We start from the raw sequence: 12,922 nt of genomic DNA, 5'->3' as shown, positions 1-12,922 counted from the left end.
TCGCCGTTAGATTGCAAGGGACAGGTTACACTCGACGAGGATGGCTAGTAATGAGCGAAGCGACGACGCTCGCCGCGTCCGGCGCTGCAGAAACTGCGCGCCGGAGGTGGCGTACGTTGCTGCTGCCCTTCAGCGCGCCTAACGCGCTCCTGCTCGCGGGCGGGCTGCTGCTCCCGAATCTGACTTCGCTAGTGGGGCTGACCTCGATCGTCGACATTGCTCTGCCGCCGCGGACCTGGGCGATCATATTCTATGCAACCCTTGCGATCCTGGCGCGCCGTATTCCGTTCGCGTCCACGGTTGTGCTGTTCCTCTGCGTGCTCGCCTTCGACATCGTGCACACGCTCTCGCTGCTGTTCCGCCTTGAGCCGATGGAGCTGATGGTCGCCATCGAACTGGTGCGCCACCTACATCTCTTCGCCTCGCCACTTTATCAGGCGCTGATCGGCACCATAGCAGCGACTACGCTGGCGGCGTTGGCGTGCCTCAGTCGGCGTAGCATGCTCATGCGCGGTAATGCTGTCCTCCTTTTCGTTATGGCGCTCGCCTTTGCCACGCTCGATTATCTCAGCAATATCACGTGGAACTACCATTTCGGCTCAATGCTCGGCCGTGATAAGCCCGTCCAGTCGGCAGCCGAAGTTTCGGGTTTCACGGCCGCGGCGACCGCACACGGCAACAACGTCGTCCTGGTGATGGTCGAGGGCCTTGGGTACCTGCTCGATCAAGCCGCTCGCGAGCGCATCGCCGCGCCGCTCTTCGACGCGGAAATTACCAAAGACTATATCATCACCGGAGGTCATACCTCCTATTACGGCTCGACGACTTCGGGCGAGATGCGCGAGCTGTGCAACACCCGCACCTTCTATGCTGATTTTGTTTCGGGAGACACTGCCTCCTGCCTGCCCAACTTGCTCAAGGCGCGGAGCTACGCCAACATCGCCGTGCATGCCTTCTCGGGTGGCATGTTCGAGCGGACGAAATGGTATCCGACGGTTGGCTTCGACAAGGAGCTGTTTGGCGAAGACCTCATCGGGACCGCGCACCGCACCTGCGGCAGCACTTTTCGCGGCGCCTGCGACGCCGATCTGGCGCCGGTAATCTCCGCCGCGTCCCGGGAGGCCGCAAGGGACGGCAAGTCGCGCTTCATCTACTGGCTGACGCTCAACACGCACGTTCCGATCGCGCCCAACGAATCCCAGACCGATTTCCATTGCGGTCGTGACGGCAGCGGCTTCGGCGAGCTCAGGGTGTGCCAAATGGCGGAGCTATGGCACGACGTTTTCACTGTGGTAGCGAAGATCGCGCGTGACCCGGCCGTCGGCCCGGCCGACATCCTTGTAGTCGGCGATCACGCGCCACCGCTGTGGTCGAGGCTTGGCCGAGCACAATTCGCGGACGGTCAGGTTGCGTGGTATCGGCTGCAGCCGCGTAGCAGCGCACTCGTGCCGAGTCGGGAAGCGCAGTAGCCCGCGGACGCACCTTCGATGCGACCCTGCGAGCGGGAGAGGTGCAGCGGGTGCCCGCCGTACCGATTCAACCTGACTTCCTCTCGCTCCAACAAAAAGGCCGCCGAAACCGGCGGCCTTTCGTGCTGTTCGGATGGCGTCGTTATTCCGCCGCCTGCTTGCGCGGCGGCTCGAGCGCGCCGGAATCGTGGATTTCGGCGACCTGGTGATCGCTGAAGCCGAGAACCTGGCGCAGGATTTCGTCGGTGTGCTCGCCGAGCAGCGGGGAGCGGGTCACCTCGCTCGGTGAGTCCGACAGCTTGATCGGATTGCCGACCGAGATGTACTTGCCGCGGGTCGGGTGATCGACCTCGACCACGGTGCCGGTGGCGCGCAGCGACTGATCTTCGGCGATCTCCTTCATCGACAGGATCGGCCCGCAGGGAATGTCGTCCTTGTTGAGGATCTCCATCGCCTCGAACTTGGTCTTCGTCATCGTCCACTGCTCGATGCGGGCGAAGATCTCGTTCAGCCGGGGCAGGCGGGCCGGCGGCTTGGCGTAATCGGGATGGGTCTTCCAGCCGGGCTCGCCGATGACGTCGCAGATCTTCTCCCAGACCGGCGCCTGGGTGATGAAATAGATGTAGGCGTTGGGATCGGTCTCCCAGCCTTTGCACTTCAGAATGCGGCCGGGCTGACCGCCGCCAGAATCGTTACCGGCGCGCGGCACGGCGTCGCCGAACGGAATGCCTTCGCCATACTGGCTGTATTCCTTCAGCGGGCCATGGGCGAGGCGCTGCTGGTCGCGCAGTTTTACGCGCGCCAGATTCAACACGCCGTCCTGCATCGCCGCGGTGACACGCTGGCCTTTGCCCGAGTGGGTGCGCTGATAGAGCGCGGTGACGATGCCAAGCGCCAGATGCAACCCGGTGCCGCTGTCGCCGATCTGCGCGCCGGTGACGAGCGGCAGCCCGTCGCGGAAGCCGGTGGTCGAGGCGGCGCCGCCGGTGCACTGCGCGACGTTCTCATACACCTTGCAGTCTTCATACGGGCCGGGGCCAAAGCCTTTGATCGAGGCCACGATCATCTTCGGGTTGATGCTGTGGATCTTCTCCCAGGGGAAGCCCATGCGGTCGAGCACGCCGGGGCCGAAGTTCTCCACCAGCACGTCGCAGCTCTTGATCAGCGCGGTGAGGACTTCCTTGCCCTTCGGGTTCTTGGTGTCGAGCGTGATCGAACGCTTGTTGTGGTTCAGCATGGTGAAATACAGGCTGTCCACGTTCGGGATGTCCTGCAACTGACCGCGCGTGATGTCGCCGACGCCGGGGCGCTCGACCTTGATCACGTCGGCGCCGAACCACGCCAGCAATTGCGTGCAGGTAGGGCCCGACTGGACGTGGGTGAAATCGAGAATACGAACGCCCGTGAGCGCCTTTGTCATCGTCATTGCTCCGTACTGTGTCTGTACTGCGTGATGCAGATCGAATGGATGGAAGTCGGTTACTTCTTTTTCAGGACGCTCTGCGGGTTGAGGTTGCCGATGCGGCCGCTCTCCGAGCCTGCCGCCGGATCGATCACGGCGTTGATCAGCGTTGGCTTGCCGGAATCCATCGCCGCGTTGACGGCGCGCTTCAATTCGTCGGGCGAGGTGGCGTTGATGCCAACGCCGCCGAAGGCTTCCATCATCTTGTCGTAGCGCGAGCCCTTGACGAACACCGTCGTCGCCGGATCGGAACCGCCCGTATTGACGTCGGTGCCGCGGTAGATGCCGTCATTGTTGAAGATGACGATACAGACCGGAAGCTGGTAGCGGCAGATGGTCTCGATCTCCATGCCGGAGAAGCCGAACGCCGAGTCGCCTTCGACCGCGAGCACCGGCTTGCCGGTTTCGACCGCAGCCGCAATCGAATAGCCCATGCCGATACCCATCACGCCCCAGGTGCCGACGTCGAGACGCTTGCGCGGCTTGTACATGTCGATGACGCCGCGGGCGAGGTCGAGCGTGTTGGCGCCTTCGTTGACGAGAATGGCATCCGGCCGCTCCTTGATGATGGTGCGCAGTGCGCCGAGCGCGCCGTGATAATCCATCGGGGAAGCGTTGCTCATCAGCTTCGGCGCCATCTTGGCGACGTTGTCGTCACGCTTCTTGTTGACGGTCGAGACCCAGTCGGCTGGCGCGGCCGGCCAGTTGCCGCCCATGCCCTCGAGCAGGGCGGATACGCAGGAGCCGATATCGCCGACCACGGGGGCTGCGATCTCGACATTGGAATCCATCTCCTTCGGCTCGATGTCGACCTGGATGAATTTCTTCGGCGCATCGCCCCAGGTCTTGCCCTTACCGTGCGACAACAGCCAGTTGAGGCGGGCGCCGATCAGCATGACGACGTCGGCGTCCTTCAGCACGGTCGAGCGCGCCGCACCGGCCGACTGCGCGTGCGTGTCGGGCAGCAGGCCCTTGGCCATGCTCATCTGCAGGAACGGCGCGCCGGTCTTTTCGACAAAGGCACGGATCTCGTTGTCGGCCTGCGCGTAAGCCGCGCCCTTGCCGAGAATGATGAGGGGGCGCTTGGCGCCCTTGAACACGTCGAGCGCGCGCTTGACGGCCGACAGGGCAGGGATCTGGGCGGGGGCTGCATCGATCACCTTCACCAGCGACTTCGCGCCGGCGCCGGCGTCCATCACCTGGCCAAAAAGCTTGGCCGGCAGGTCGAGATAGACGCCGCCCGGACGTCCCGACACCGCGGCGCGGATCGCGCGGGCGAGACCGATGCCGATGTCGGCGGCATGCAGCACGCGGAACGCTGCCTTGCAGAGCGGCTTGGCGATCGCAAGCTGATCCATCTCTTCATAGTCGCCCTGCTGCAGGTCGACGATCTCGCGCTCGGAGGAACCCGAGATCAGGATCATCGGGAAGCAGTTGGTGGTGGCGTGAGCCAGCGCAGTGAGGCCGTTGAGAAAGCCGGGCGCCGAGACCGTGAGGCAGACGCCCGGTTTTTTGGTGAGAAAGCCGGCGATCGAGGCCGCGTAACCGGCGTTCTGCTCGTGGCGGAACGACAATACGCGCATGCCCGCGGCCTGCATCATGCGTCCGAGGTCGGTGATCGGGATGCCCGGCACACCATAGATGGTGTTGATGCCGTTGAGCTTGAGCGCATCGATGACGAGATGAAAGCCATCCGTCAGCTCTTGCTCGGTGCCCGGTGCTTCGGACTTGGTCGCGGTATTCAGCATGGGCTTCATCTCCCTGATCGTTTTGGTTCGGACGATTTTTCGTCGTCTTCTGGTGCGAAGGTTCGTCTAGCTAAAAAGTTCCTGCCCGTGCGCTTCGACGTAGGCGGCAAGGCCTAGCGTGTGGTCGCGCGCGCGCTTCTCGGCGAGTTCGGTATCGCGTGCTTCCAGCGCTTCGATGATGCCAAGATGCTCGGGCAGCGAAGTCGCGGTGCGGTCCTTGCGTCCGATGGTCAATTGCCGGTAGCCGCGCACATGCAGCAGCAGGTCGTTGGTCAAATCGACCAGCACCGGCGATTCCGAAAGCGAGATCAGCGCCTGATGGAACGCGATGTTGGCCTTGGAGTATTCCTCGACATGATCCTGCGGCAGCCGGTCCTTGCCAAAATCCTTGAAGAAATCGCGCAGCGCGGTGATGTCCTTCTTGCGCGCCGTGGTCGTGATCAGGCGCGCCGCCATGCTCTCGAGAGCGGCCCAGGCGCGGATCATGTCCACGATCTCGGTCTTGGTGCGGCGGACCACGACGATGCCGCGACGCGGCACGGTTTTGACGAAGCCATCCTGTTCCAGCATCGCGATGGCTTCGCGAATAGGGGTGCGGCTTACGCCGAGGCGTTCGGACAGCGCGCGCTCGTCGAGCATCACTTGCTCGGGCGTCGCATAGATATCCATCTTGAGAATAGCTTCCTTCAAGGCCTCGTAGGCCTTGTTCTTGAAGCTCGTCTCAGGCGCAATCCGAACGATTGCGATATCTGCCTCAGCCATGACAGGCGGCGCCTTGGTTTGTTTACGTGCGGGCACGACTCGTCTCCTCCCTGTTTTGGAGACGTCTTCTTAGCAGAAGAAACACCGGAAGATTTTTGGCATACCAAATACCAGGATGTCAAGATGCCCGTGTTTTCGCTGTTTCCGCGCGATAGTTTGTCTTGACAATCTAATCTCTGGCATACCAAATGCCATAAAACTAGCCCCAGGAGGAAGCCAATGTCAAATTCTGCAGATGCGGCCCGCAAGATCGCTGAGCCCAGCGCCCAAGAGGCTGTCCGCCGGGTGCTCGATACAGTGAAAGCCGAGAAGCGCACGAGCCTTACCGCGCCGGAAGGCAAGGTGGTGTGCGATGCCTATGGCATCCCGGTTCCTAAAGAGGGCGTGGCCAAATCTGCCGCTGATGCATCCAAGATCGCATCCAGCATGGGCTTCCCGGTGGTGATGAAAATCGTCTCGCCGGACATTCTCCACAAGACCGAAGCCGGCGGCGTCATGGTCGGGGTCAAGACCGCGGCCGATGCCGAGAAGGCCTATGACACCATTCTCGCCAATGCAAAGAAGTATAAGGCCGATGCCAAGATAGAGGGCATCCAGGTGCAGCAGATGCTGGCCGGGGGCACCGAGGTCATCGTCGGCTCAATTACCGACGGCTCGTTCGGCAAGCTTGTCGCCTTCGGCCTCGGCGGCGTGCTGGTCGAGGTGCTGAAAGACATCACCTTCCGCCTCGCGCCCGCGACCAAGGACGATGCGCTGTCGATGCTCGACGGCATCCAGGCCCATGACATGCTGAAGGGCGTGCGCGGTGGCGATCCGGTCAGCCGCGATGCGCTGGCTGACGTCATCGTCAAGGTCTCGCAGCTCGTCAGCGACTTCCCCGAAATCGTCGAGCTCGATCTCAATCCAGTATTCGCCACCAAGAAGGACGCGATTGCCGCCGACGTGCGCATCGTCGTCGATTTCGACTACAAGCCGCGTCCGGCGCCGCGCCCGACCGAGGAAATCGTCGCTGCCATGAACCGCATCATGCAGCCGAAGGGCGTCGCCGTGATCGGCGCCTCCGCCGAGGATGGCAAGATCGGCAACTCCGTGATGAAGAACCTGATCAATGGCGGCTACAAGGGCGAGATCTATCCGATCCATCCGAAGGCGGCCGATATTCTCGGCTATAAGGCCTACAAGAGCGTCAAGGACGTGCCGGGCGTGATCGACACGGCGGTGTTCGCGATCCCTGCAAAATTCGTCGCCGGCGCGCTAGCCGAATGCGGCGAGAAGAAAATTCCAGGTGCCGTGCTGATTCCGTCGGGCTTTGCCGAAGCCGGCGCGCCTGAATTGCAGGCCGAAATCGTCGAGGTCGGCAAGAAGTACAACGTCCGCCTGATGGGGCCGAACATCTACGGCTTCTACTATACGTGGTCGAATCTCTGCGCGACGTTCTGCACCGCCTACGACGTCAAGGGCCATGCGGCTTTGTCGTCGCAGTCCGGCGGCATCGGCATGGCGATCATCGGTTTCTCGCGCTCGGCGAAGATGGGCGTCTCTGCGATCGTCGGCCTAGGCAACAAGTCCGACATCGACGAGGACGATCTGCTCGCGTTCTTCGAGCAGGACCCCAACACCAACCTGATCGCCCAGCACTGCGAGGACCTGAAGGACGGCCGTGCGTTTGCGGAAGCCGCCAAGCGCGTTTCGAAGAAGAAGCCGGTGATCGTGCTCAAGGCGGGCCGCACGTCTGCTGGTGCGAAGGCGGCCTCGTCGCATACCGGCGCGCTCGCCGGCAACGACAAGATCTACGAGGACGTGTTCAAGCAGTCGGGCGTGATCCGCGCCCGGTCCTTGCGGCAATTGCTCGAATTCGCGCGCGGCGTGCCGGTGTTGCCGACGCCGAAGGGCGAGAACGTGCTGATCATCACCGGCGCCGGCGGTTCGGGCGTGCTGCTGTCGGACTCCTGTGTGGACAACGGTCTGTCACTGATGCAGATGCCGCCGGATCTCGACGCGGCGTTCCGCAAGTTTATCCCGCCGTTCGGCGCGGCCGGAAATCCTGTGGATATCACCGGCGGCGAGCCGCCGATCACCTACATCAATACCGTGAAGCTCGGACTGTCGGATGAGCGCATCCATTCGCTGATCCTTGGCTACTGGCACACGATCGTGACGCCGCCGATGGTGTTCGCCCGCAACATGGTCGAGGTGAAGAAGGAGATGGAGGCCAAGGGCTTCGTGAAGCCGATCGTCGCCTCGCTCGCCGGCGACGTCGAGGTCGAGGAGGCCGCCGAGTATCTCTACCAGAACGGCATCCCGGCCTATGCCTATTCGACCGAACTGCCGGTCGAGGTGTTAGGGGCCAAGTACAAGTGGGCACGCGGCGCGGGCTTGCTCTGAGCTTATCAACGATAAATGCCGCTTCGGAAAACCATCCGAAGCGGCATTTTCATCTGACGAATTATTAGAAACGGAACTTGCCGATCTACGCGCTAGAGCATTTTCCGTGGCTTCATCCTTCGAGACGCCACGCTTGCGCGTGGCTCCTCAGGATGAGGTCTGAGACCCTCATGGTAAGGAGCGCGGCGAAGCCGCGCGTCTCGAACCACGAGGCCACGGATACGCGGTATTGATCCAACCGACGGATGGATGCAGGTCGCGATGAAGAGAGACGTGATCCGGCGCAAGGCGATCGAGCCGAAATCGAGTTCAGACCAGGACGAGAATGCCCGCGACGGCGGCGTCCAGTCCGTCGACCGCGCGCTGTCGATCATTGAAACGCTCGCCGAAGACGACGAAGGCTATCGCCTGAGCGATCTCGCCATCCGCACGGGGCTGTCGACCTCAACCGTGCACCGCCTGCTCGGGACGTTGGAAAGCCGCCGCTTCGTGCAGTTCGACCGTACCGAATCGAAATGGCATGTCGGTGCGCGCGCCTTCACGGTGGGGGCAACCTTCGCCCGCCGCCGCAATTTCACGGCGCAGGCGATGCCATATTTGCGCAAGCTGCGCGACCTGACCCGGGAGACGGCGAACCTCGCTGTCGTCGACGACGAATTCATCATCGTGCTGACCCGCATGGAAAGCCGCGAAATCATGCGTTCGCTGACCAAGGTCGGCGGCCGCGTCGCGATGGTCGCCTCCGGCGTCGGCAAGGCGGTGCTGGCGACCTATTCCAACGAGGACGTCAGCGCGATCATCCGTCATCACGGCATGCCGCGGCTGACCGAAAAGTCGATCGTGCGGCCGGGCGATCTGTTCAAGGAACTCGAAAAAATCCGCCGCCAGGGCTTTGCGATCGACGACGAGGAGGCCTGCATGGGCCTGCGCTGCATCGCAGCCGTGGTCTACAACGACTGCGCCGAGCCGCTGGCGGCGATTTCCGTCTCCGGCATGACCAGCCGGCTGACCGACGAGCGGCTGCCAGCAATCGGTCAGACCGTGCGCGAGGTGGCGGCTGAGCTGACGGTGGCGCTTGGTGGGGTGATGCCGGAGGCGAATGCCGGCTGAGCCGTGGCCGCGAGTGGCGTCGCGACAATCTTCGCGAGATTCTCGGGGCCACTCGATTTTCGACTTTTTCAACAGTATCGTCTGCAAAGCAGACTTTCGCACGGTCAGCTACCAACAGGTTAGGTCCGTGTCGATGGAAGAGCGTCTAGCCTCGCGCAAGAACGATATCGAAATTCAGGACGCGATGGTGGGGCCGGTTTCCCAATGGGACGGGGGTCGCGACCAGCAGGTCCGGACGCAGCGCGGCGTTGAGCAGCCTGTCGCAGGCATTGAGCGGCTCGTCCGGAAAATACATCTGGGTGATCAGCCGCTCGAACTGACCGTGAATTTCGAAGTGAATATGAGGTGGCCGCATCCAGTCTGGACCTGCGGGATAGGCGCCGGGCTTCACGGTCTTGATCCGATATGTGCCGTCGTCGTCAGATCGAATGTCAACGCAACCGACGAAGTTCGGGTCCAACGGTGCGGGGTTGGAGTCATTGGAATGCGCGTACCGGCCGAAGGTATTTGCTTGCCAGATCGTGAGGCCCGCACCGTGAACCGGTACACCATGGCGATTGAGAATGCGTCCGGTGATCTCGATAATTTCTCCTTGCGCAACACCATCAACTCCTTCGATGGTAGTCATGTCGTCCTTCTTTGCCGGCGTGCATCCCACTGGAAAATAGGGGCCCAGAATCTGGTCTGGCGTCCGGTCTCTGTCGGTACTGTTGGTGGAGGCGATCATGACCGGCCTCAATCTTCTGGCATAAATCCGGAGGCTTGCACGATCGATCCCCAACGATCAAAATCGGATTTGATCAGCAGCGCAAATTCCTCCGGCGTTTCGCCGGCAGGATCGACGGAAAGCTTGGCCAAGGCAGTTTTGAAGGCGCCGGCGTTCACGACGGTGCGGATCGCCGCATTGAGCTGGCTCACCGTTTCGGTCGGCGTATTTGCCGGAACGAAGACGCCAAACCACTCATTGGCTTCCAGAGCGGGATATCCGGCCTCGCGAACCGTCGGCACATCGAGAAGTCGCGGCGATCGTTGCGGCCCGGTTGTCGCCAGCGCTCGAATGGCTCCGGACTGCACATGTGGAAGCGCAGTGCCGATGGGATAGATCGTCGCGGCAATTCGACCGCCGATCAGGTCCTGGATGCCGCCCGGGCCGCCATATGGCAGATGCACAAATTCGAACCTGCCCGCCTTGGCCAAGGTCACGCCGGTGAAATGCAGCATTGATCCCGCAGCCGCGGAGCCGTACGTCGCCTGCTTGGGATTGGCCGCGCACCATTTCACGAAGTCGGCCAGCGTCCTGACATCGGCCGGCACCATCGGACCGACGGTGATCAGAAATGGAAAGGAGCAAACCGTGGTGACGGGAGCGAAATCCTTGAACGCATCATAGCCAAGCGTCTTGTAGACATGGGGGAATACGGCGACGCTAGAGGCCGGCGTCAAGATCATCGCCGTGCCATCGGCCGGACCGCCTTTCAGGGCGACAAGCGCAAGTCGTCCGCCTGCTCCGGGTCGATTGTCGACGATGAATGAAGGTGAGTAATCCTTCATTCCGTCAACGAGCATTCTGGCGATCACGTCGATCGCGCCCCCGGCACCAAAGCCCACCAGCATGCGCGAAACGGTCTGGGCGGCCACTGTCGGGATTGTCTTGGGGCAAATGGCAGCGAGACCACCTGCGCACGCCCACGATACGAACCTTCGTTTGGTGATCATGTGATGATCCTCATGTGGGTTCTCTCAGTTTCGGCCAATAATCATCGAGCCGCCGCCACTCTGGTCGTCGCGGCTATTATCTGGTAGACCGAAAATTGCGGCATTCCTGTAACCCCTGGGTTAAGGCTTGCAATGGACTGGTCGGATCGAATTGGCCGCCGCATCAAGTTGCGCGACCTTCATATCCTCATGGCGGTGGCCGACACCGGCAGCATGGCGAAGGCGGCCGCCAGGCTGAGAATTTCCCATCCCGCTGTCTCCAAGGCGATATCCGAAGTTGAAGGTACGCTCGGCGTGCGATTGTTCGATCGCGGCTCACAGGGCGCCGAACTCACGGCCTATGGCCAAGTGCTGCTTCGATGTGGCATCAATGTTTTCGACGAAATGCAGCAGGGCCTTCGCTCGCTGGAATATCTGTCTGATCCAAATTCGGGCGAAGTGAGGCTCGGATGCACCGACATCATTCTGCACGGCCTGGTGCCGCCTATCGTGCGAAGATTTTCCAAGCAATATCCCGGCGTTCAGCTTGACGTGAGGCTCACCAATCCAGGTGAACATCAGATCCAGGAGTTGCGCGAGCGCAAGATTGATCTGCTGATTACGCGAGCCACGGGACAGCAGGACGACTTCCATTCCGAAGTCTTGTTCGATGAGCCTTTTGTCTTCGTTGTCGGGGCGCAGAGTGAACTTGCGCGAAAGCGCCGAATTGATCTCAAGGATATCATCAAGGGCAACTGGGTCTTGCCACCCTACAATAGCGCGCCGGGCGCACTCGTTGCCGAGGTATTTCGAGCCAATGACTTCTCACCGCCGAAGCCGTTGGTTAAGACGATAGCTATTCAGCTCACGGTGTCTCTTATTGCGAGTGGAGAATTCGTCGGCATTCTACCGGCGTCCGTCGCGGCACTGAGCGCTCATCGAGCCGCTTTGCGGGTTCTGCCGTTAAAATCTTCTGGGCCTCGAATATCGGCCGAGATCGTATTCTTGAAAAATCGAACCCTCAGCCCAGCGGTAGAATCTTTCATAAAATGCGTGCGGGAAGTCGCTGTTTCACTTGTCCGGATACCTTAATCAGCCGAACGGCCGCTATTGGGCGCAAAGCGGCTGTTTGGCAGGAAACCCAGATCCGGTAGAGTGCTCCCCAACGGACGAGCGGACGCGGTCGCGTCCTCACACAAAAAAACCGGGGAAGGAAGCATGGCGCGCAGAATCGCGATCGTCGGAGCGGGCGCCGTTGGCGGGTATGCCGGCGCCCATATGGTGCAGGCGGGCGAGGACGTCACCTTCATCGATCCATGGCCCGAGCACGTCGAGCACATGCGAAAGCACGGGCTGCGCGTCACCCACGCGATGGATGTCGCGGAGTTCTCGGTGTCCGTGCGCGCGCTTCACGTCACGGACGCGCAGCGGCTCGCCAAGGAGAAGCCGGTCGACATCGCCTTTGTCTGCATGAAATCCTACGACACCGCCTGGGCCACCATGCTGATCCAGCAATATCTGGCGCCGGACGGCTATGTGGTGTCGCTGCAGAACTGCATGAACGAGGAAACGATTGCCGGCATCGTCGGCTGGGGCAAGACGCTGGGCTGCATTGCCAGCAGCATCACGGTGAACCTGCCGGAGCCCGGCCACATCCACCGCGGCGCCGGCAAGGGCGGGGCGGCGCATACGGTGTTTCGCGCTGGCGAGGTGCACGGCCGCATCACGCCGCGGGCGGAAGAGGTCTGTTGCCTGGTCGGCTATTCCGACAGCGCCAAGGTGACGGAGAATCTCTGGGGCGAGCGCTGGTCGAAACTGGTCGCCAACGTCATCGGCAACGGGCTCTCGGCCTGCACCGGCCTGCCGGGCGCCGAAATCCTGCAAAGCGATCCGCTGCGCCGCTTCTCCACCCGGCTCGGCAGCGAAGCTATCCGCGTTGGCCAAGCGCACGGCTATCAACTGGAAGAGATATTGCATCTGCCGCCGGAGACGATCGCGCGGGCCGGCGAGGGCGACGAGGAAGCCATGCGCATCTGCGACGAGCAGCGCTTCAAGGACAGCAAGCGCACGTCTTCCCAGCAGCGCCCCTCGATGGGTCAGGACATGCAGAAGGGCCGCCGTACGGAGATCGAGTTCCTCAACGGTTTTGTCGTGCGCGAGGGCGAGAAGCTCGGCATCGCCTGCACCGCAAACGCTGTGCTGACCGACATCGTCAAGCGCGTAGAGCGTGGTGAGCTGAGCCCCGATCCGCGGCACATTACGGAACTGCGGATGAACTGAGCGGCCAGCGT

Annotated in this window: 10 protein-coding genes; 5 read left to right on the top strand and 5 right to left on the bottom strand. The window is 61.9% G+C overall.

The genetic code is table 11. From position 1 onward, the window contains the following. The first annotated feature begins 50 nt into the window (after window positions 1–50). Complete coding sequence (locus YUO_RS0119840) at window positions 51–1,469, top strand: sulfatase-like hydrolase/transferase (protein WP_028348853.1); 1,419 nt, start codon at window positions 51–53, stop codon at window positions 1,467–1,469. Between the two features lie 142 nt (window positions 1,470–1,611). Here the strand turns inward: YUO_RS0119840 and frc are convergent, their stop codons facing one another. The 3 genes from frc to YUO_RS0119825 form a co-directional block, all read right to left on the bottom strand. Then, window positions 1,612–2,889, bottom strand: coding sequence for a formyl-CoA transferase (gene frc, locus YUO_RS0119835; RefSeq protein ID WP_028348852.1), 1,278 nt, complete (start codon window positions 2,887–2,889; stop codon window positions 1,612–1,614). Between the two features lie 59 nt (window positions 2,890–2,948). Then, window positions 2,949–4,679 (bottom strand): oxalyl-CoA decarboxylase, encoded by a 1,731-nt coding sequence (oxc, locus tag YUO_RS0119830; protein ID WP_028348851.1) that lies wholly within the window; start codon window positions 4,677–4,679, stop codon window positions 2,949–2,951. A gap of 66 nt (window positions 4,680–4,745) precedes the next feature. After that, window positions 4,746–5,441, bottom strand: a complete 696-nt coding sequence (locus YUO_RS0119825) for a GntR family transcriptional regulator (RefSeq protein WP_051379524.1) — start codon at window positions 5,439–5,441, stop codon at window positions 4,746–4,748. Between the two features lie 219 nt (window positions 5,442–5,660). Between YUO_RS0119825 and YUO_RS0119820 the strand changes: the two genes are divergently transcribed. Continuing rightward, complete coding sequence (locus YUO_RS0119820; protein WP_035727111.1) at window positions 5,661–7,826, top strand: acetate--CoA ligase family protein; 2,166 nt, start codon at window positions 5,661–5,663, stop codon at window positions 7,824–7,826. 261 nt (window positions 7,827–8,087) lie between these two features. After that, on the top strand, window positions 8,088–8,936 hold the full coding sequence (locus YUO_RS0119815; RefSeq protein ID WP_035727155.1) for an IclR family transcriptional regulator: 849 nt from the start codon (window positions 8,088–8,090) through the stop codon (window positions 8,934–8,936). A 145-nt stretch (window positions 8,937–9,081) separates the two neighbouring features. Here YUO_RS0119815 and YUO_RS0119810 read toward each other — a convergent pair whose 3' ends face one another. Together YUO_RS0119810 and YUO_RS0119805 are read right to left on the bottom strand one after the other, a co-directional pair. Beyond that, entirely contained in the window at window positions 9,082–9,663 is a 582-nt protein-coding gene (locus YUO_RS0119810; protein ID WP_028348847.1) for a dioxygenase family protein, read from the bottom strand. A gap of 8 nt (window positions 9,664–9,671) precedes the next feature. Continuing rightward, a complete protein-coding gene (locus YUO_RS0119805) occupies window positions 9,672–10,652 on the bottom strand; it encodes a tripartite tricarboxylate transporter substrate-binding protein (RefSeq protein ID WP_028348846.1) in 981 nt (326 codons plus the stop codon). A 132-nt stretch (window positions 10,653–10,784) separates the two neighbouring features. Here YUO_RS0119805 and YUO_RS0119800 point away from each other — a divergent pair, with 132 nt between their 5' ends. Both YUO_RS0119800 and YUO_RS0119795 read left to right on the top strand, forming a co-directional pair. Next, window positions 10,785–11,723 (top strand): LysR family transcriptional regulator, encoded by a 939-nt coding sequence (locus tag YUO_RS0119800; RefSeq protein WP_028348845.1) that lies wholly within the window; start codon window positions 10,785–10,787, stop codon window positions 11,721–11,723. Window positions 11,724–11,849: 126 nt separating this feature from the next. Then, a complete protein-coding gene (locus YUO_RS0119795; RefSeq protein WP_028348844.1) occupies window positions 11,850–12,911 on the top strand; it encodes a ketopantoate reductase family protein in 1,062 nt (353 codons plus the stop codon). Window positions 12,912–12,922: the final 11 nt, after the last annotated feature.

The sequence above is a fragment of the Bradyrhizobium murdochi genome (assembly GCF_000472965.1).
Taxonomy (GTDB): domain Bacteria; phylum Pseudomonadota; class Alphaproteobacteria; order Rhizobiales; family Xanthobacteraceae; genus Bradyrhizobium; species Bradyrhizobium murdochi.
This window is presented reverse-complemented; position numbering and strand designations above follow the sequence as displayed.